This window comes from Undibacterium sp. Jales W-56 (assembly GCF_025548535.1).
Taxonomy (GTDB): Bacteria; Pseudomonadota; Gammaproteobacteria; order Burkholderiales; family Burkholderiaceae_D; genus Undibacterium.
Window position 1 is genome coordinate 322,251 of record NZ_JAJLQW010000003.1, and the last position, 19,746, is coordinate 341,996.

Below are 19,746 nucleotides of genomic sequence, written 5' to 3' on the forward strand. Positions count from 1 at the left end.
TCTATGACCGCAAATCTTACCGCCTCCGCACGCCGCCTCCGCATCGGACTGATTGCCAATCGCGGCCACCAGGACGCTGCCGACTCTGCTTTAGTCCAGTTGCTACGCGGCGCTCAGGCGGCTTTGCATACCTTGCAGCCGGAACTGATCGTAGTGGGTCGCACCCTGGACGCGATTATCTCGCATGGTTTATTGGAGTACTGTCCTGCGCATGAACGCTTCCCCTACGGTCGTGAAGGCGGTTTGATGAAACTGGTCTCGCGTGTCGTCGACAGCGATCCGGCGCGCAGTGTGGATGCGGTGATTTACCTGATCGATCCGGTGGATCCATCTTCGATTTTCCCGGAAGCCCTGGCCTTAAAGCGCCAATGCGTGATCCATGGCAAACCGTTTTTATCCACGCTGGCCGCAGCGCGCGAATGGCTGGAACTGGAAGCCTATGCGCGGCAGGCGCCGGTGGATATCTCCTTAAATTCCAGCTTCGAATTCGCTCATGAAGGGATCGCCCTGATCGCCCACGATGCGATGAAGAACCGCATGCTGGCGCTGGCGGAAAAACATTTTGCGCTACTCGATCAATTCGCGCACCGCTACGCAACCGGCACCACGGGCGGCCTGCTGAACCAGCTCGCGCAAAAAATCAAAGGCCAGGAAGCGGGCAGAGATTGGGTGAAACCCTTTTTGTCCGGCCCTCTCGGCGGTGATGCGCAGATCGCCGAACTGGTGCTGGACAAGCAGATACGCCGCATCCTGTTCCTCGAAGATCCGCATGTCGCGCGTCAACACGAGGCTGACATTCAATTGCTCGAACGCGCTGCGCGTACCGTTACCGGGTATTCCACCGTGATCAGCGATGCCGACGGCAGCGACCGCTGGCTGAGTTTGCTGGCACAACGTGCCGCTCATCCCCGCAGCTGACCACTCATCCCAAAGCGCTGGAAAACTCAACGCTCAAAAATTAGGATGACGTCACAGGAGGAAACAAATATGAAAACCACTTTGACGAAATTAACCCAGATCTTGAGCACCGCCATCGCATTGACGACACTGCTCACCCTCGCTTCCGCAACGGTCGCAGCGGCCGCAGCGACCACCGCGTCGATCGACAGCAATGCAGGCACCCAGGCATTCCAGGTCAAAGTCAGCGGGCAGGGCAAACCAATGATACTGATCCCCGGACTCGCGTCTTCGGGCGAGGTCTGGAACGATACCGTTGCACATTATTCAAGCCAATATCGTTGCGCCGTCCTGACGCTGGCCGGTTTCGCCGGTGCGCCAGCGATCAGCGGCCCCTACTTACAACAAGTCGAGGATGCATTGGCGCGCTACATCAGCGACAACAAACTCGATCATCCGGTCATCGTCGGCCATAGCCTGGGCGGTTTTTTAGCGATGAAACTCGCCAGCGATTATCCCGATAAAGTCGGTAAAGTGGTGATCGTCGATGCACTGCCTGCCCTGGGAGCACAGCAAATGCCGAGCGTCACGGCAGTGCAGTTAGAAGAAATGGCGCGCACTGTGCGTGACCGCATGCTGCAAAGCGATCCGGCCCAACAGAACGCGCGTCGCCGTGCAACCATTGCCACGATGGTCAGCAAGCCGGAAGACATAGAACGTATCGCAGTCTGGGGAGATAAATCCGATTCAAACACGGTCGCCAATGCCATGTACGAATTGCTGGCCCAGGATATGCGTCAGGACATCAGTAAGATTGCCGCGCCGACCCTGGTCATGGGCACCTGGATCGCATATAAGGAATATGTACCACGCACTACGATTGAGTCTGTTTTCAAGACCCAGTTTGCCAAACTGCCAAACGCCAAAATTACCCTGGCCGATCATGCCCGCCATTTCATCATGGTCGATGATCCGGGCTGGATGTTTGAACAGATGGATAGCTTTCTAAAATAATGCGCAAACCGCTATCTTTGCCGGAGCCTGCCTCCGGCATTTCCCATTCAGGCACGCGTAAAACGAGCTTCTTATATTGGCTGTGCCAGCTCAGCGGCTGGGGCCTGCTGTTCCTGATTAACTGGAACTTCACCCGCCAGAGCGGCAGTCAGGATATGACGAGTCTGACGCTGATCTGGCTGTTCGGTTCATTGACCGGACTAGCCCTGTCGCATGCATGGCGCCAGTATCTGAAAAATCGTCTGCAATTGGGTCAACTGAGTAAATTGCCCTTGCTGCGTTTGACAGGCGGCATCATCGTGCTCGGCGGTGCCGAAGTCTTACTGGTATTTTCTGCTTTTATGATTCTGAATCCGGCGGGCACTGTCAGGGACTGGCGTCTGTTGCCGAATTATCTGCCGGTCTGGATCACCGTGTTTTTAATCTGGACCGCGCTGTATGTCGCGGTGCAATCCGGCCGTCGCGCACGCCGCTTTGAGTTGGAAAAATTACGCCTCGAAGTCAATGTCAAAGACGCTGAATTACGCGCGCTGCAAGCACAGGTGAATCCGCATTTTTTCTTCAACAGCCTGAACAGTCTGCGCGGCTTGATTTATGAAGACCAGGTCGCTGCCGCGCAAATGCTGGATAAACTGGCAGGCATGATGCGCTACAGTCTGGGCACCGGGCAGCAAGACACCGTGCCGCTGGCACAGGAACTGGAAGCCGTGCACAACTACCTCGCCATCGAAAAAATTCGCTTCGAGGAACGACTGGTCTATAGCGAGGAGATACCGGCGGACCTGGAAGACATCGCGGTTCCGGTAATGCTCTTGCAAACCCTGATCGAGAACGCCATCAAATACGGCGTCGAATCAAGTATGGCGCCGTGCGCCATACGTCTCAGCGTACAGACGAATCCGGCTGAACAGGCAAGCGTGCTTATCACCGTGGCGAATCAAGGCAGCATCGGCAGGCCGGCATCTTCACGCGCCTCGACCAAGCTAGGTTTGCAAAATACGGCACAACGTTTGCAGATTTTATTTGGCGATCGTGCCAGCGTGCGCCTGACCGAACATCAGGCCGACCAGCAAAGCTGGGTGCATGCGACACTGAGCTTACCGCGACAAATAGGACAGGATAAACGATGAAAGCCCTGATTGTTGATGACGAAAGACTGGCCCGCGCCGAGCTGAGGCGCTTGCTGAACGCGCATCCGCAGATTGACTTGATCGGCGAGGCCAGCAATATCGTCGAGGCGCAACAAATGATTGCCGGGCTGGTGCCTGAACTGGTTTTTCTGGATATACAGATGCCCGGCGGCAGCGGCTTTGACCTGTTAAGCAATCTCGATCGTGTACCGAAAATCATTTTCACGACGGCCTTCGATGCCTACGCCCTGCGCGCTTTTGCAGTCAATGCACTCGATTATTTATTAAAGCCCATAGAAACTGCGCGGCTCGCACATGCCCTGCAAAGAGTGCAGCCAGCAGCGCCGATAGAACGTTCGCAAGATGCGGCGGCAACACAGGAAGAAAAATTATTCATCAAAGACGGTGAACGTTGCTGGTTTGTCGAGATCGCGAAGATCGTCCTGTTTGAATCCGAGGGCAATTACACCCGCGTCTACTTCGACCAGCATCGTCCGCTGATGCTGCGTTCGCTGAATCAGCTGGAGCAAAAACTGGATGCCAGGAAATTTATCCGCAGCAGTCGCCAGCACATCGTCAATCTCGATTTTGTGAGCCGCATGACGAGCAATGATACGGGCGGTTTGAATCTACTGTTAACCGATGGCAGGCAGATTGACATGTCGCGCCGCCGTGCTGCGGACTTCAAGCAGACGCATCGTTTTTGAATTTATTTTTGCTCGGCCTCGCATCGGCACACCTCATTGCCCTTGTCGAAAATGATGCGCCAGACGCCGGGTTTTTCTTGCCGCCAGATCGAGGTAAAGCTGCCGATCAATTTGCCTTGCCGGTCTTTCACCGGGCCGGTCGAAAGCGCCAGCTGACCGGACTCGATGACCTCAACTTGTTCAGGTTCCCAGGAAAACGGCGCATCCGCTTGTTGAAAAAACCGCGCCCACCAATCGGTGACTTGCTGCTTGCCATGCAGCGGGGTCGGGCCGGAAAAGAAAATCGCTTCCGCCGATAAAAACGATGAGAATGCCTTCAGGTCTCTGTCGGCCATCGATTTGGCGAAGGCACGTTCGGTATCGGCGACTTCTTGCTGGAGTGCGCTTTGTGCGGCATCGCCAGGAAGACTGCTGAAGATCGCCAGTCCGCATAACAGCGCACGGATTACAAGAGGAAGTTTCATCAGCTATGCCTTGTTTGATTCGATTGTCATTGACAAGCAGCATAGGTGCATCTGAGGTAAAACTCAATCACGACCAATAAAAAACCGGGGGCAATCCGCCTTGGCGTATTGCCCCCGTTTTAAGCATTGCCCAGTTCAGTACTACCGCATGCCCGGAGAAATTACGCCGCAGCGCTGACCTCGGCAGGCTTAGCCGACAAACGCTGCAAGCGTTGCAGGGTCGTCTCACCGGCCGTATCCGCCTGGCTCACCGATTTACGGATCGCCTCGATCTCTGCTGCCTGATCGAGCGGCTTTTGACCGATGTCGGCGACGATGCGCATGCCTGCGGCTTGGTTGCTGACGCTTTGCGCGCGGCGGGTCAGGGCATTGAGTGCGGTCGATTGCCCCTGCATGCCGGACAAATTCGCCAACTGGCTTTGCCGCTCGACGCGCAGCTCCTGCAAATCTTTTTGGGCATTGGCACTGGCGAGATTTTGCAAGGCTTTTTTCGCTGCCGCATCGAAATCGGCCAATTGTTTTGACAAGGCATCGACGATTTTTTGCAATTCGTTCATATACTCTTGCGCATCGATTTCTTCTTGCAACTCGAGCGGCAGGCGCGATTTGTTCGCTTCGAGTTCATCGCAAAACAGACTGACGGTCGCCTCCGATATCTGGCCGGAGGCAAGCCGTTCCGCCAGTGTGCCTGACGCTTTTTCGTCGTTGGCAATCAGTTCGCGCAGTTTGACGACATCATTGTGTTCTTTGTCGAAAGACGCCCGTGCGGTGGCAAGTTTTTGGGCGCTTTCTCTGAGTGTGTCGGCCAGACGATCACGGTCTGCCTCGGTTGCGGTCTCCGGGTCGAAATTGGCAATCGCTTCGGAGACTTTGTCGCCCAATACGCCAAAGTGCTTGGAGATCAAGCGTGCTGTCAGGCCCCAACCATTCAAATTGCTCATTTTGTGTCCTCTCAAGGAATTAAAAGTACGGCGTTGTGTAGTGAAAATTGACTGCGCTACTCTTTTTTGCTGTGCTGCTGTTTTGCCGATTTATTGAATCAGCAATCGATCCAGTTCCACTGGAATCCCTATCATGAAATCGACATGAATCCGGCGGCGACTGCTGTCACCATCCTGACTTGTGACGATCTCGGTACTGATTAACAGGCTCTCGCGTTGCCCATCCAATGCACGGCTATACGGCATAAAGATCAGGTCTTGCATCAGGCCGTGCTGCCCACCGGCATCATCGATCCGGCTTTCCTGCGCCTGAAACGGCGCGACGAAATCACTCAGCGGATCACCGGCATCGCGGCTGAATTCCAGATGACCGGCATCACCGAATATGCTGTTCAGACTCGCCTCATCCCATGCCAGGCTGCTGAGCTGCTCGCGCCATAAGGTGTAGCTGCGATCGCCCAGGCCGTAACCTGCCGAACCGGAATACGCCTCCTGATCTGCGCTACTCTCCGGGATCAGGCGGGTCAGCCGGCTGTAATACATGACTTCGGAAATATCGCCGGCTTCGTTTTGATACAACTGGATAAAACATTCCTTGTCATCCTGGTCGCCGGTCAACAGGTAATAGCGGTACAAACTGCCTGCAATCTCCAGTCGCACCCGGCTGATGGCGCGAATCAAGGAGTCTTTCTCTTCCGGCATGCTGATCAGCGAGCCTTGGCTCAGTGCGCGGATGAACGGCGACTTTTGCAGTTGCACGACACCGCCGATGCGGGCACGTAAAGGCAGATCCACATCTTCACGCCGGGCTTGCCGGTGCTCGCTGGCAGAGTTGACAAGATCGTTGTTGCTGTATTTGCCGAATAGTTTGCCGGCATATTGGTAGGCGTCTTTCCAGGCCATGATGCGGTTTATACCTTTCCTAAAGTGTAGTTGCTGCGGACTTCCTGACGACGCTTGTTGACCTGCATCCATTTGTAAATTCCCCAACCCAGAGCGCCTGATAATGCGGCCCACAGCGCGATACGTAACAGCGGCCAGCCCAGGGATTCCGGCTCTTCCGGTTTAGCTTTGAAGCCCGACGAGCCGTCTGCGCTGCCATTGCCGGTCGCGCCGCTTGCCGAGCTGCTGCCGTTCGTCGTGTTGTTATCCATAGGCAGCATGTCACGCGGACGACCGTCTACATTCACCGTGGTATGCGGACGGCTCAGGGCCTGACCCAGCATGAAGCCCATGAACATGCCGCCCATCGAGCTGTGTTCACGCTGGACGATGATGGTCTGCGGCAGCGGTTGTGGCACTGGCTGTGCCGCGCTATTGGTATTGCCCGCCCAACTGGGATTCGTACCCGATGCCGGAGTCGCGTTGCCGAAGCTGCTGCGTGCCGGATCGAGCGGCTTGCCGGTAACGCTGAGATTACGTTCAGCGTCCGGGGTTTTGCCAGTGCGCGCATCGAGGTTTTTGATGGCATTGGCTTGCGAGCGGCTGTTGTCCATATCGCGATTTAAAACCGAGACCGAAGCCGGGGTCGATTTAGCCGGTGCAGCGGATGAGGACGTGCCGAAACTGCCGAAGCTGCTGTTGCCATTGTGCCCGGCAGCAGGGCTGCTAGTGCGGCTGACCGTATTTTTTTGCGAGGAGAAGCCGCCTTTAAAACTAGACGATGAACCGCCAGAACGGCCTGCGGTGCCAGCGCAGGCGAGATCGCTGATCGAGAGCAGCGGCATCAGCACCATCAGGCTGGCGACCATCGTTTTGCTGAGCCGGGTTTTCAGTAAGTTCATTGCGGGTATCCGTAGTTATTTATCTGCAACTCTGTACAATCCTGAGACTGACGAAAAACTGCCCCAGCCGCGTTACACCTGCTTGCTGAACCAGGATTGCGTCAGTCCCGATCTGCTCACTCGACACACGGTGTGAAGAGGAGTTAGAACGAAGCATAGTGAGCAAAAAGACAAATAGCATCGGTAATAAAAAGGGAAAATCACCATGACGCGCAAGTACTCGGATATGAATCAGCATGACGCTCTGTATAAGGTGGCGCGTGCTTACCCCGGCGGGCTGGAGGCACTGGCAGTACGCATGGAAGTGTCGGTGAACGTGTTGCGGAATAAACTCGCGCCGGGCATCGAATCGCATTACCCCTCGTTTGAAGAGTTGTCGCAGATTGTCGAGTTATGCAGCCAGGCCGGCGTCAAGGATGCGTTGCTGCCTTTACATGCGCTGCTGAGGCGGCACGGCATGGCGGCGTTTGTGGTGCCGGAACCGGATCAGATCAGCGGTGATGATTTATCGCAAACCGTGTGCCGCGTGGTGAGCCAGGTCGGCAGCGTCGCCGCAGTGGTATCCGATGCCCTGCTGGACGGTGTGATTACGGCAGCGGAAGCCGATCTGATTGAGCGCGAATTCCAGGGTGCCTTGACCGCGCTGGGCGAATGGCGCGCCCGCATCCGCGCTCACCATCACCGCGCAGAGAATAAGAAATAAGGGCCTGACAGGCTGGACGGACGTGCTTTACAATGGGCATGAAATCCCTGCCTTTTCTTTTAAATTTCATATACTCTACCTTAGTATATTTTAAGACCGCATACTAAATAAGCGCATCAGCCAGATTTTGCATGCGTATGTAGGGGAGTATATAAATGAAATTGATTGCATCCTGAATGTAAGCCTCAATCCGCCAGTTTATGAGTCCAGATCCCGCAGTACCCCGCCCGCAACCGAAATCCGTCCGAGATTTATTTATTTCCTTCACCTTACTGGCGCTGCAAGGCTTTGGCGGGGTGCAGGCCATCGTGCAAATGGAGCTGGTTGAGCGCAAGCGCTGGCTGACCCACGAAGAATTCATCGAAGACTGGGCGGTCGCGCAGATCATGCCGGGGCCGAATGTGGTGAATCTGTCGATGATGATAGGCAACCGCTATTTCGGCCTGGCGGGTGCGATGGCGGCACTGGCGGGGATGCTCGCGCTACCCCTGCTGATCATCTTGTTGCTGGCCATGGTGTATGGGCAATTCGCCAATCATCCGGGGGTCGCCGGTGCCTTGCGCGGCATGAGTGCGGTGACCGCCGGCATGATTATCGCATCCGGCTTGCGCTTATTCCCCGCTCTGAAATCAAATCCGATCGGGCTGGCGATCTGCGGGCTGTTGTGCGCGCTGTGCTTCGCCGGCGTCGCCTTATTGCACCTGCCGCTGGCCTATGTGCTGCTGGGGCTGGGCAGTATCGCCTGCACGCTGGCTTATCAGCGGCTGGGAAAGTAAATGAGCAATACTCTCATCAGCGAACTGCTACACGGCACGCCAGCCCTGCATGTCAGCATGCAGGCGAGCGACTGGCTGAATCTGCTGCTGCATTACATGATGCTGTCGCTGCTGTCGGTCGGCGGCGCCATTTCTACTTTGCCCGACATGCACCGCTACCTGGTCACCCGGCAGCACTGGCTGAGCGATGCGCAATTCAATGCCTCGATCGCCTTGGCGCAGGCGGCCCCGGGTCCGAACATCTTGTTCGTCGCCTTGATGGGCTGGAATATCGGCATGAATACCGGCAGCAGCTGGAACGCCCTGCTCGGCATGTCGGTGGCGATGTGCGGCATCCTGATACCGAGCACCACGCTGACTTATGTGGCCGCGAACTGGGGCCACCGGAACCGCGAGTTACGCAGTGTGAGAGCCTTTAAACTCGGCATGGCGCCGATTGTGGTGGGCCTGTTGCTGGCAACCGGCTGGATCATGGCCGCCGCGCACCATGTCGCCAGCAAAGACTGGCCGTTATGGCTGCTGACAGCGGTCTGCGGCCTGCTGGTCTGGCGCACCCGTCTGCATTTGCTGTGGCTGCTGGCGCTGGGGGCGATTCTCGGCTGGTTCGGGCTGGTTTAGGCTGACTAAGGGCTGGGTTGGCCTGCCCTTGCCGATAAATTTTGTTACATGTATTTAAGCGGCAATCGGTTATCCTTGCCGCTTCGGAATTTGGCATATCTCAGGTCTGGCATTATCACTACATGAAGTTTTACATCGAGAGCAATCAACAGGAAGTAGCTGAACCGGGCGAAGTCCATCTGCACATCCGCTTCCGCCCAGCCAACGGCCTGGCGGTTCTGCTCGCGCTGCTGATTCATGCGCTGTTGCTGTACTTTATCCTGACCCACAAGCCGCTCAAAAAAGAAGGCGACAGCCTGCAGCCCGAAAGCGCCATCGTGTTGCTGCTGGACAAGGACACGATGAGCAAGATGGCGGATATCGAAAAGAAAAAAGAACCGCCCAAGCCCAAGCTGCATCCCGCCGTCAAACCGAAATCGATTACCAGACCACAGCCGCCGCAGGAAGCCGTGGCCGAAACGCCGCCAACGCCAGCCCCGCAGCCCGATGCGATCCAGCAGCCTGACATGATGAGCATGCTGACCGCAGCGCGTGAACGTCGCCGTGCCGCCGAAGAGGCCGCCGCGCAAGAAAACGAAGCCGCCCGTCAGGGTGCGCGCGGCATGAGTCCGCAAGAAGTCGCCGAGGCGAATGTCCGTCGCAGCATGCAGCAAGCGAATAACCGCGAAGGCACCAGCGGGGTGTTCCAGATCCTCAGCAAGAGCACGCGCATGGCGACCTTCTCTTTCCGCGGCTGGAAACCGAGCCGGCAAAACAGCTTCAAAAAAGTCATCGAAGTCGATGCCGGCCTGGGCGGCAATATCGAACTGGCGATCATCCGCCGCATGATCGTCCTGATCCGCGAAGAATATCAGGGCGATTTCAGCTGGGACTCGCGCCGCCTGGGTCGCGTCATCAACCTGTCGGCCCGTCCGCAAGACACGGCAGAGCTGGAAACCTTCATGATGAAAGAATTTTTCGGCAATCCGAACGACCGTTGAATCGCCGATGCGGGTCAACTATTAAGTAGAATGTGCTTTTTCCCCGGCCGAGCTACTGATCCGCCATGCCCACTTCGACTCCGGCACCTGCCGCAAAACACAGCCTGAATGAATATTCCAGGCGCATGAACACGGTGCTCAATCACATTGATGCGCATCTGGACGCTCCATTGGATCTGACGCAACTGGCGCAAGTCGCGCATTTTTCGCCGTTTCATTTTCATCGCTTATTTGCCGCCTGGATGGGCGAAACCCTGGGCGATTATCTGCGACGGCGGCGGCTCGAAGTGGCGGCGCTCAGGCTCGCCGCACAGCCGGACATGTCGATCCTGGCAGTCGCATTCTCGGTAGGCTTCGGTTCTGGCGAGGCATTTTCCCGTGCTTTCAAGCAGCACTTTTCTTACTCGCCCAGCAGCTGGCGAAGGGATACCAAGCAACGCTGGGCAACGCAGTTGGCGCAGGCCAAACTGCGCCAGTCAGCACAAGATAGCAATCTGGATCAGTTGATTAGCAAGCCAAGTCAGGCCATCGGCTGCGGCTTAGACCATGATGAGGTCTTCAATCACCCCATCATGGAGATCCGTATGAAAGTCGAACTCGTAGAATTCGCCCCTGCAAGAATCGCTTACCTGAGACAAATCGGCCCTTACGGAGCGACGATAGGCCAGTTCTGGAGCCAGGTTTTTCATCCCTGGCTGCAGGCCCAGGGTATCCCCGCAAGCCCTATGTACGGCCTGAGTCATGACGACCCCAGCATTACGCCGCCGGAGAAATGCCGCTACGATGCGGCGATTGAGGTGCGTCAGGAGTTTGTTGCGACGGGCAAGGCGATGCTCACCACCCTACCCGGCGGGCGCTATGCGGTAGCCAAATTTATCGGCACTTCACAGGAGATCGGCGACGCATGGGTAGAGCTATTCAAAGGATGGCTGCCCGCAAGCGGCATGCTATGCGATGACCGCCCTTGCTTTGAGCGCTATCCGGTCGGCTCCAGAGTGGATCCGGTGACGGGCGTATTTGATTGCGAATTATGCATACCCGTCAGGGCCATGTAAGCGATACCTGTCGCCGCCTGACTCAGCGACTCCGCTCATCCGGTGTGATATGGCCGAACGCGGCATCACCGTAAGAACGTATCACCTCGGAAATCACGATATGGAAGCCGGCATACCAGCGTGCATACTGGCGCTTGGCTTCCATGTGTCGTGGATGCGCTGAAAACGCTTTGAGCGTATCCAGATCTGCCCAATAATAAATCGCATTATTTTTCTTGCCATCGGGCGAACGCCAGACTTCGGCACCGAGAAAGCCGGGCAGGGACTGCGCGACTTCTTCGATCAATTGATCCAGACGATGATATTCATCATCAAAACCTTTTGCTTCATAGATGAATGAGGCAGAGTACATCGTTCTCCTTGGTAATCTTAATCATAAACGGGCAGGTGAATATCGCCTGCATGTCGCATTAGCGATGCGGATTATCGCATGGGCGATTCCAACAATCACAGGCATAAAGAGAGACCCAAAAACAAAAGCGGGCCAGCAACCAGCTTTGGGGCTTTGCGGTAGCGCTATCGCGCCTTGGGATTCAGCAAGCAATTCAGCATGCGCGATAAAAAATCAGCGGCATCGAATCAGTCCAGACGAAGACGACGCGTAAGCGCATGGACGGGTTTGGCAAGCGCCCGCCTAACACGTGCCCAGAGCAATTCTGTCAGAGTCGGCGCCGGCAATTCGATTAAAAATTCACAGCGTTTTTGGGCGCAGACCTGGAACCAGCCGCTACGCTGCACCGTATAAGTTGCGCCCTCGGCGAGCGGAACCTGCGGCAGGTAGGCACAGGCATCGATACTGATCGCGGCTTCTTTAATCAGCACGCTGCCGACAGTCAGGTGCAATTTGGCGCTGCGGGACAGGTAAGTCTGATAACACTGTGCGGATTGCAGGGTAGTGATGTGCATGCGATGCTCCTGTGGTGATGGTCGCTCTGGTTGAGATTCAACTTGCGCTGGGGAAACGGATGCTGATCAGAATAGGCCAACAGGCGCAGGCATAACAGGCACAGGAAAGCAGCAACTGCATCGGTGCAAACAGGGATTTTCACATCTGTTATTGTATGCATTTAGGTTAACTGTATCTGTTCAGCCCAAGTGGCCGAGCGCATGATTCCCCCGATGAACAAACACCGCACATTTCAAACATCAGGTCAGGATCTGCCGCTATACCGGCGGCTGGCGGCGCATTATCTGTCCGCGATCAAGGCCGGCACGCTGGCCACCGGCGAACGCATGCCCTCGGTGCGCAAGCTGATGCAATTGCACGATGTCAGCCTGTCCACGGCCTTGCAAATGTGCCGCCAGTTAGAAACCGACGGCTGGCTGGAGGCGCGTCCGCGGTCCGGCTATTTTGTACGCCAGCCGCGTCGTGTCAGCCTGGTGCCGGTGGCCGAGCCGGTGGTGAATGCAGCGATCGATCCGGCGCAGTTTGTCGGGATACACGAACGGGTCTCGGCCATCATTGCGCAAGGGCAGCGTCCAATCAAAGTGAATCTGGCCAGAGCCACTGGCGCACCGGATTTGTACCCGCAGGAAGAACTCAAGAACCTGGCGATCCGCACCTTGCGCCAGCGCCCGCAATTGCTGACCAAGGCGATTTCTCCGGGCGGTAATAAGGAACTCAAAACCGCGCTCGCCAAACGCGCACTCGGCATGGGTATCAGCATTGCGCCCGACGATGTGGTGGTGACCCTGGGTTGTATCGAGGCGCTGAATCTGGCGCTGCGCGCCGTGGCGCAGGCGGGCGACATCATCGCGGTCGAGTCGCCGACTTTCTACGGCTTGCTGCAGGTGCTGGAGAGCCTGGGCATGAAGGCATTGGAAATTCCGACCAGTCCGCAAACCGGTATCTCGATCGAAGCGCTGGAACTGGCAATGCAGACCTACGCCAATATCAAAGCCGTGGTGGTGGTGCCGCATCTGCAAAATCCGCTGGGCAGCATCATGCCGGACAGCCATAAGCAACGGCTGGTCGAGCTCTGCGAAGCGCAGCAGATTCCGCTGATCGAGGATGATTCGTATAGCGCCCTGGCAAACGCCGATAACGCCTTGACCAGCGCCAAACACTGGGACCAGAGCGGCAACGTGATTTACTGCGCATCGCTGCATAAAATCCTGGCGCCCGGCTTGCGCATAGGCTGGATGGTTGCAGGGCGCTGGCATGCGCGCGTCAGCATGCTGAAATATGCACAAACCCGTTACAACGAAGAATGGTCGCAGATCGTCCTGGCAGAGTTCATCAATTCCAGCGCCTACGACCGCCATTTGCGCCGCCTGCGGCACGCCCTGACGCTGCAACGCGAGCGCACCGCAGAAGCGATTGCGGCGTATTTCCCGGAAGGGACGCGACTGACCGTGCCCGATGGCGGGATCTCGGTATGGGTGGAAATGCCGCATAAACTTTCCTCTAAAGCGGTATTCGAGGCGGCTCTGGAACAGGGAATCCTGGTATCGCCGGGCTTGCTGTACTCGAATTCAAATCGTTTTAACCATTTTTTACGTTTGAATTGCGGCATGCATTTTACCGATGAACTCGACAGCGCCTTGCGTACACTCGGACAGATTATCACGGGGCTAGCCCGGCAAAGCCTGCATATCGCGGCCTGAATTGCAGCGCTTGGCGATGCTTGCGGCTTGACGCTTTATCAAGCAGCTCAAGCGCAGGGAAAGCAACACGTGTGGAAACCCACAATAGGCACAGCGGTGCGAAGTTTTCATAATGGCGCCAGTTCTGGGATCCTTCCCGACCACACTGCCGCGATCAGCTTGCAACAAAACCACTGTCAGCGGCAACCGATAACAACACTGGAGACACCAGATGAAGAAGCCGCCGCTGTACCGTTCCCTGTATTTTCAGGTCATTTCCGCCATCATCATTGGCGTGTTGCTGGGCCATTTTTATCCTGAATCCGGTGCCGCCATGAAGCCGATCGGCGATGGCTTCATCAAGCTCATCAAGATGATGATTGCACCGATCATTTTCTGCACCGTGGTAGTCGGCATCGCCGGCATGGAAGACATGAAAAAAGTCGGCAAGACCGGCGGCATGGCGCTGCTGTATTTTGAAGTGGTCAGCACGCTGGCCCTGATCGTCGGCCTGATCGTGGTCAATCTCTGGCAACCGGGCGCCGGCATGCATATCGATCCGAATGCGCTGAGCACCAAGGAAATTGCCAACTACACTGCGCCGGGCAAGATGCAGACCACCACCGATTTCCTGATGGCGATTATTCCGGGCACGCTGGTCGATGCCTTTGCCAAAGGCGAGATTTTGCAGGTGTTGCTGATCGCCGTGTTATTCGGTTTTGCCTTGCATCGCTTCGGCGGCCGCGGCACACTGGTGTTCGACGTGATTGAAAAATTCTCTCAGGTGCTGTTCGTGATCGTCGGCTACATCATGAAAGTCGCGCCTATCGGTGCCTTCGGCGCGATGGCCTATACGATAGGTAAATTTGGCATCGCCTCCCTGCTGCCGCTGGCGCAGCTGATGGCGGCCTTCTACACGACTTGCCTGATCTTTGTGTTTGTGGTCCTGGGCACGATTGCCAGGGTACACGGCTTCAGCATCTGGAAATTCGTCAAATACATTAAAGAAGAATTGCTGATCGTACTCGGCACCTCGTCGTCCGAATCGGCATTGCCAGGCATGATCGCCAAGCTGGAAAATCTCGGCGTCAAAAAATCGGTGGTCGGCCTGGTGATTCCAACCGGATATTCATTCAACCTCGACGGCACCTCAATCTATCTGACCATGGCGGCCGTGTTTATTGCGCAAGCCACCGATACGCCGATGAGCCTGATGCAGCAAGTGACTTTGCTGGCGGTCTTGTTGCTGACCTCGAAAGGGGCGGCAGGGATCACCGGCAGCGGTTTTATCGTGCTGGCGGCGACCTTATCGGCGGTCGGCGGCATTCCGGTCGCAGGCCTGGCTTTGATCCTGGGCATCGACCGTTTCATGTCCGAAGCACGGGCCCTGACCAATCTGGTAGGTAACGGCGTTGCGACCATCGTGGTCGGCAAATGGGGCAATGATGTGGATGAACTGAAACTGCATCAGCGCCTGAACGGCGAGAGCGAAAACCTCGCCGAGCAATCAGAACAGAATTTACATCTGACGACAGGACTTAGTTAAGTCCATGTATTGAGTTGATGTGTTAAGTTCCTGTTTCAGAAATACCAAGGGCAGATGAAATTCCATCTGCCCTTTTTTATGCCGCAATGGTGTGCAGCGCCTCAATAGCGGGCATCAGGTCGCGATCTTCGGCTTGTATAAATACCGCAAGGCCAGAGTCAGCGCTATCAGCTGGACTGTCGCCGCCATGAAAAACGGTGCGCCCAATAGCATGCTGCCGCGCGGCTGATGGCTGACCTGACCCAGCAAAGAAGTGCCAGCCAGCGTTGCGGCCACACTCATGATACTTGCCAGCGCCGTCAGCGAGCCCATCGCCACACCCTGCGAACGCGCATCCACCGCACGCGAAAACATCGCTTGCAAAGCAGGTCCGGTAGCGAAGGCCAGCACATTACACAAGATCAGGGCATACATCATCCAGCCCTGGTTCGCCAATCCATACAGGGTTAAGGCGGTCGCAGATGAAGCCAGGCCGATCAGGATCGCATTCGCATCGCCGACCCGTTTGATATAGCGGCCTAAAAATACGCCCTGCATGACCACGCTCGATACACCGACGCAGAATAAGGAAAAACCGTTCTGCATTGGGGTCCAGCCAAAGCGCAATTCGGTCGACAAGACCCAGGTCGTCTGCAAGGTAAATTGCGCAAACATGGTGAACGCATACACCCAAACCAGGGCGCCGACGCCGCGCAAATGACCTAAGCCCGATAAGCCGGCAAAGGGATTCGCCGATGCCAAAGAAAAATGCTTGCGGTTAGCCATCGACAAGGATTCCGGCAGAGAAAAATAACCGTAAATCACGTTCGCCATCGACACCGTCGCCGCCAGATAAAACGGGTACAGGATATTCGCCTCACCTAGCAGGCCACCCAGCACCGGGCCGCAAATAAATCCCAGGCCGAACATGGCACCGATTTTACCCAGCGATTTGCTGCGCTCGCTGGGTGCCGATACGTCGGCAATATACGCACTGGCAACCGAGATATTCCCTGCCGTGACGCCGCCGATCGCCCTGACCAGCAGCAACCAATAGATCGAGGTGACTGCCGTCATCATCAGGAAATTCATGCCCAGGCCAAACACGCAGACCAGCAACACCGGACGCCGGCCAAAGCGGTCGCTCAAGGCCCCGATAATCGGCGCGCAGAAAAATTGCATCACACCGTAGATCGCCACAATCGCACCGTACCAATAGGCCTGCATATCGGCCTGCGGCAGGTAAGCGCCGACCAGTCTGGGCAACACCGGGATAATCAAACCGATCCCGAGAATGTCCAGGAACACCGTGATCAGGACGAAGCGGATATTGGTAGGGAGAGTGGTTGGCGTTGCTGGGGATGATGTCGCAGTCATGCAATCGGACTTTCAGGCAATTGGGGGAAGCTCAATAGTATATGATTCAAACAATGCATTTTGTAACGGAGTAGGTATGGCTTTATTCGACCATTTTTTAATTATCGCGCTTCTGGTCGCGATCAGCGCGTTTTTTTCCATGTCCGAAATATCGCTGGCGGCGGCGCGCAAAGTCAAGTTGCAAGTGCTGGAAGCCGAGGGCGAGGCCCGCGCGGCGCGGGTACTGGAGTTGCAAACCCAGCCCGGCCATTTTTTTACCGTGGTGCAGATTGGCCTGAATGGGGTGGCGATACTCGGCGGTATTCTGGGAGAGCAAGCGCTGACGCCGTATTTTTCCAATGTGTTTCATTCCGTGTTTGGTTCCACCAGCTGGGTCGATACCGCGAGTTTTGTGACCTCCTTCATCTTCGTTACCTCCCTGTTCATTTTGTTTGCCGACCTGATGCCGAAAAAAATCGCGATGACCGCGCCGGAAACCGTGGCGATGACCGTGGTCGAACCGATGTTATGGTGTGTGCGCCTGTTCAAACCCCTGGTCTGGGTATTCAATGGCTTGTCGAATCTGATCTTCAAGTTATTCAATGTATCGACCACGCGCAATGAGCAGATCACTTCGGACGAAATCTATGCGATGTTCGATGCCGGCGCCGAGGCCGGCGTCTTGCAGGAACGCGAGCATCATATGATAGGCAATGTGTTTGAACTGGAGAGCCGCACCGTGCCGTCGGCGATGACCCAGCGCGACAGTATTGTGTATTTCAGCTTGCAGGACAGCGACATCGTGATCCGGCAAAAAATCGCCGAACATCCGCATACCAAGTTCCTGGTCTGCGACGGCCAGATCGACAATGTGGTCGGCTATGTCGAATCCAAGGATATTCTGAAACGGGTGCTGACCAATCAGGCTTTTTCCAAAGTTCAGGAACTGTCTTTGCGCACCGCGCTGGTGGTGCCGGATTCACTGACCTTATCCGATATGCTGGAGCAATTTAAAGGCACGCGGGAAGACTTTGCGGTGATCCTGAACGAATATGCGCTGGTGGTCGGCGTGATTACCTTAAACGACGTGTTGAGCACGCTGATGGGCAATCTGGTGCATCCGTTCATGGAAGACCAGATCGTCCAGCGCGATGCGAACTCCTGGCTGATTGACGGCGCCACTACCATCGAGGACGTATGCCGTGCATTGGAAATCGATGCTTTACCGGAACAGGGTAGCTATGAGACTATTGCTGGCTTCATGATGACCATGCTCAAGAAGATCCCGAAACGCACCGATTGCGTGATGGTTGCCAATTACAAGTTCGAGGTGGTGGATATCGATCATTACCGTATCGATCAGTTGCTGGTGGTCAGAACCAATGGGGCGGATAAGCCATCGGAATAATTCCCTCAGAATGGGGCAAGAACATCAACGCTGCCTTGTTGTTGCATTACCAAAAACGAACCCGCAATGTGGATGCGCCTCCTGGCACGAAATGCCTCTGGAAGCCGCACCCAGCCTGCGGGATTGATACTGAAGCGGCAAACGGTTTTCCGCTGTGCGTCAGTCCCTAAACCCCAATACGCTATAATCGCTCCCCGCGTTTTTCATCAGGAAGTTTCATGTCGCATGCATGTGGAGTAGATTTCGGCACCTCAAATTCAACGGTTGCCTGGCACCAGCCGGATCAGCCTGAACACACACCCGGCTTGCTGGCACTCGAGGATGAAAAACCGACGCTGCCATCGGTGGTGTTTTTCAACGCCGATGAAGATGAAGTCAGCTACGGACGGGCCGCCCTGGCAACCTATCTGGCCGGATATGAAGGACGACTGATGCGCTCCATGAAGAGCTTGCTCGGCACCAGCCTGATGGAAGGGCAGACCGAAGTGCAAGGCCGCTCGCTGCCGTTCCGCCAATTATTGAGCCAGTTCATCAGCGAACTGAAACAGCGCGCCGAACGCTCGGCAGGACAGCATTTCGAGCGCGCCGTGATGGGTCGCCCGGTGCATTTCATCGATGATAATCAGGTCGCCGACCGGCTCGCGCAAGACACGCTGGAAGAAATCGCACTGGCTGCGGGCTTCAAAGAAATTCAATTCCAGTATGAGCCTATCGCCGCGGCGTTTGATTACGAATCCCGTATCCGCAAAGAAGAACTGGTCTTAATCGCCGATATCGGCGGCGGCACTTCGGATTTTTCCCTGGTCAGGCTGGCACCGGAACGGGCCCACCGGACCGATCGCTATGACGACATACTGGGCAACGGCGGCGTCCATATAGGCGGTACCGATTTTGATAAATACCTGAGTCTGGCGCACATCATGCCGCTGCTCGGTCTGGGCGGACAGCTGGCCAGCAGCAGCGACGTCCCGTCGAGTTATTATTTCAACCTGGCGACCTGGCATACCATCAACCTGACCTACACCCAAAAAGTCTGGCGCGAATTACAAGATGTGTATCGCGATATCGGCGAAACCGACATCAGGCTGCGCTTCGAGCGCCTGTTGCACCTGGTCGAGCAGCGCGACGGCCACTGGCTGGCGATCAAAGCGGAAGACGCCAAGATACAGTTATCCGACCACGCCACCATCGATCTGGTACTGGAACGTTTGCGCGGCAAAGTGCCGCAGACGGCGTCTTGTGTGTTGACGTTGGGGCAGCCGGGTTTTCTGCAATCGATACAGCATCTGACCGAGCAGATCGGCAGCACGGTCAGCCAGGTCCTGGCTTTAGCCGACGTCAGTGCGGATGAAGTGGATACCGTGTTTTTTACGGGCGGATCGAGCGGCGTACGCGGCTTGCGCGATCGCATCAGCGCCATCGTGCCGGATGCCAAAAAAGTCGAAGGCGATTTGTTCGGCAGTATCGGGACAGGACTCGGCCTGGATGCGTATCGCCGTTATGCCTGAAAACGGTTTGTGGTATCGTTGCGCTGGTCGTTTCAGGTATACTTAAAGCAATTTATCTAAGACTGAGACAGAATAAAAAAAGCGCACGCTGCGGAGGTGCGGAGTACGGAGAAGGCAAAGAAAATTTCTGCGGTTCCGTGTACTCTGGGTCTGCAGTAATACGCTGCAGTGCAGTACGGGAATCCTGATTCGTCATCCCTGCGAAGGCAGGGATCCAGCACCTTTCCCACATTGAACGTCTTAGCCTCTCTGTGCTTATTTTTTTGCGTCAATCCTGTTATCCACGAGTCATTT

At 55.9% G+C, this 19,746-nt stretch carries 20 protein-coding genes; 13 read left to right on the forward strand and 7 right to left on the reverse strand.

Going from position 1 to position 19,746, the window contains the following annotated elements:
- Window positions 1-3 precede the first annotated feature (3 nt).
- From LPB67_RS10615 to LPB67_RS10630, 4 genes are all read left to right on the forward strand, one after another.
- Window positions 4-918 carry a methylglyoxal synthase gene (locus LPB67_RS10615; protein ID WP_262837149.1) on the forward strand — a complete coding sequence of 305 codons (915 nt, stop codon included), beginning with the start codon at window positions 4-6 and terminating at the stop codon, window positions 916-918.
- A gap of 69 nt (window positions 919-987) precedes the next feature.
- Window positions 988-1,911, forward strand: a complete 924-nt coding sequence (locus LPB67_RS10620) for an alpha/beta fold hydrolase (protein ID WP_262837150.1) — start codon at window positions 988-990, stop codon at window positions 1,909-1,911.
- Window positions 1,911-3,041 (forward strand): sensor histidine kinase, encoded by a 1,131-nt coding sequence (locus LPB67_RS10625; protein ID WP_262837151.1) that lies wholly within the window; start codon window positions 1,911-1,913, stop codon window positions 3,039-3,041. The genes LPB67_RS10620 and LPB67_RS10625 overlap by 1 nt, the downstream gene beginning before the upstream one ends.
- Window positions 3,038-3,748 (forward strand): LytR/AlgR family response regulator transcription factor, encoded by a 711-nt coding sequence (locus tag LPB67_RS10630; protein ID WP_262837152.1) that lies wholly within the window; start codon window positions 3,038-3,040, stop codon window positions 3,746-3,748. Before LPB67_RS10625 ends, LPB67_RS10630 begins: the two co-directional genes overlap by 4 nt.
- A gap of 2 nt (window positions 3,749-3,750) precedes the next feature.
- Here LPB67_RS10630 and LPB67_RS10635 read toward each other — a convergent pair whose 3' ends face one another.
- From LPB67_RS10635 to LPB67_RS10650, 4 genes are all read right to left on the reverse strand, one after another.
- On the reverse strand, window positions 3,751-4,212 hold the full coding sequence (locus tag LPB67_RS10635) for a YybH family protein (RefSeq protein WP_262837153.1): 462 nt from the start codon (window positions 4,210-4,212) through the stop codon (window positions 3,751-3,753).
- Window positions 4,213-4,373: 161 nt separating this feature from the next.
- On the reverse strand, window positions 4,374-5,153 hold the full coding sequence (locus LPB67_RS10640; RefSeq protein ID WP_262837154.1) for a hypothetical protein: 780 nt from the start codon (window positions 5,151-5,153) through the stop codon (window positions 4,374-4,376).
- 90 nt (window positions 5,154-5,243) lie between these two features.
- Complete coding sequence (locus tag LPB67_RS10645; protein WP_262837155.1) at window positions 5,244-6,056, reverse strand: DUF2491 family protein; 813 nt, start codon at window positions 6,054-6,056, stop codon at window positions 5,244-5,246.
- A gap of 8 nt (window positions 6,057-6,064) precedes the next feature.
- Window positions 6,065-6,937 carry a hypothetical protein gene (locus LPB67_RS10650; RefSeq protein WP_262837156.1) on the reverse strand — a complete coding sequence of 291 codons (873 nt, stop codon included), beginning with the start codon at window positions 6,935-6,937 and terminating at the stop codon, window positions 6,065-6,067.
- A 205-nt stretch (window positions 6,938-7,142) separates the two neighbouring features.
- Between LPB67_RS10650 and LPB67_RS10655 the strand changes: the two genes are divergently transcribed.
- The 5 genes from LPB67_RS10655 to LPB67_RS10675 all read left to right on the forward strand — a co-directional run bounded on the left by LPB67_RS10655 (window position 7,143) and on the right by LPB67_RS10675 (window position 11,069).
- A complete protein-coding gene (locus LPB67_RS10655) occupies window positions 7,143-7,640 on the forward strand; it encodes a phage regulatory CII family protein (protein WP_262837157.1) in 498 nt (165 codons plus the stop codon).
- A 200-nt stretch (window positions 7,641-7,840) separates the two neighbouring features.
- Window positions 7,841-8,416, forward strand: a complete 576-nt coding sequence (locus tag LPB67_RS10660) for a chromate transporter (RefSeq protein WP_262837158.1) — start codon at window positions 7,841-7,843, stop codon at window positions 8,414-8,416.
- Window positions 8,417-9,034: a chromate transporter gene (locus LPB67_RS10665; RefSeq protein ID WP_410482726.1), complete on the forward strand. Its 618-nt coding sequence runs from the start codon at window positions 8,417-8,419 to the stop codon at window positions 9,032-9,034.
- A 122-nt stretch (window positions 9,035-9,156) separates the two neighbouring features.
- Window positions 9,157-10,014: a hypothetical protein gene (locus LPB67_RS10670; protein ID WP_262837159.1), complete on the forward strand. Its 858-nt coding sequence runs from the start codon at window positions 9,157-9,159 to the stop codon at window positions 10,012-10,014.
- A 65-nt stretch (window positions 10,015-10,079) separates the two neighbouring features.
- The gene (locus tag LPB67_RS10675; RefSeq protein ID WP_262837160.1) at window positions 10,080-11,069 is read left to right on the forward strand and encodes a GyrI-like domain-containing protein; all 990 of its coding nucleotides are present in this window, start codon (window positions 10,080-10,082) and stop codon (window positions 11,067-11,069) included.
- A gap of 22 nt (window positions 11,070-11,091) precedes the next feature.
- On the opposite strand, the gene LPB67_RS10680 is transcribed toward LPB67_RS10675, so the two are convergent.
- Together LPB67_RS10680 and LPB67_RS10685 are read right to left on the reverse strand one after the other, a co-directional pair.
- On the reverse strand, window positions 11,092-11,421 hold the full coding sequence (locus LPB67_RS10680; RefSeq protein ID WP_262837161.1) for an antibiotic biosynthesis monooxygenase family protein: 330 nt from the start codon (window positions 11,419-11,421) through the stop codon (window positions 11,092-11,094).
- A gap of 227 nt (window positions 11,422-11,648) precedes the next feature.
- Window positions 11,649-11,975, reverse strand: coding sequence for a hypothetical protein (locus tag LPB67_RS10685; protein ID WP_262837162.1), 327 nt, complete (start codon window positions 11,973-11,975; stop codon window positions 11,649-11,651).
- Between the two features lie 213 nt (window positions 11,976-12,188).
- On the opposite strand from LPB67_RS10685, the gene LPB67_RS10690 reads away from it, so the two are divergent.
- On the forward strand, window positions 12,189-13,676 hold the full coding sequence (locus tag LPB67_RS10690; RefSeq protein ID WP_262837164.1) for a PLP-dependent aminotransferase family protein: 1,488 nt from the start codon (window positions 12,189-12,191) through the stop codon (window positions 13,674-13,676).
- A gap of 211 nt (window positions 13,677-13,887) precedes the next feature.
- Window positions 13,888-15,201 (forward strand): dicarboxylate/amino acid:cation symporter, encoded by a 1,314-nt coding sequence (locus LPB67_RS10695; RefSeq protein ID WP_262837165.1) that lies wholly within the window; start codon window positions 13,888-13,890, stop codon window positions 15,199-15,201.
- Window positions 15,202-15,315: 114 nt separating this feature from the next.
- On the opposite strand, the gene LPB67_RS10700 is transcribed toward LPB67_RS10695, so the two are convergent.
- Complete coding sequence (locus tag LPB67_RS10700; protein ID WP_262837166.1) at window positions 15,316-16,557, reverse strand: MFS transporter; 1,242 nt, start codon at window positions 16,555-16,557, stop codon at window positions 15,316-15,318.
- Between the two features lie 76 nt (window positions 16,558-16,633).
- On the opposite strand from LPB67_RS10700, the gene LPB67_RS10705 reads away from it, so the two are divergent.
- Both LPB67_RS10705 and LPB67_RS10710 read left to right on the forward strand, forming a co-directional pair.
- Window positions 16,634-17,944 (forward strand): hemolysin family protein, encoded by a 1,311-nt coding sequence (locus tag LPB67_RS10705; protein ID WP_262837167.1) that lies wholly within the window; start codon window positions 16,634-16,636, stop codon window positions 17,942-17,944.
- 218 nt (window positions 17,945-18,162) lie between these two features.
- Window positions 18,163-19,452, forward strand: coding sequence for an Hsp70 family protein (locus LPB67_RS10710; RefSeq protein ID WP_262837168.1), 1,290 nt, complete (start codon window positions 18,163-18,165; stop codon window positions 19,450-19,452).
- Window positions 19,453-19,746 lie beyond the last annotated feature (294 nt).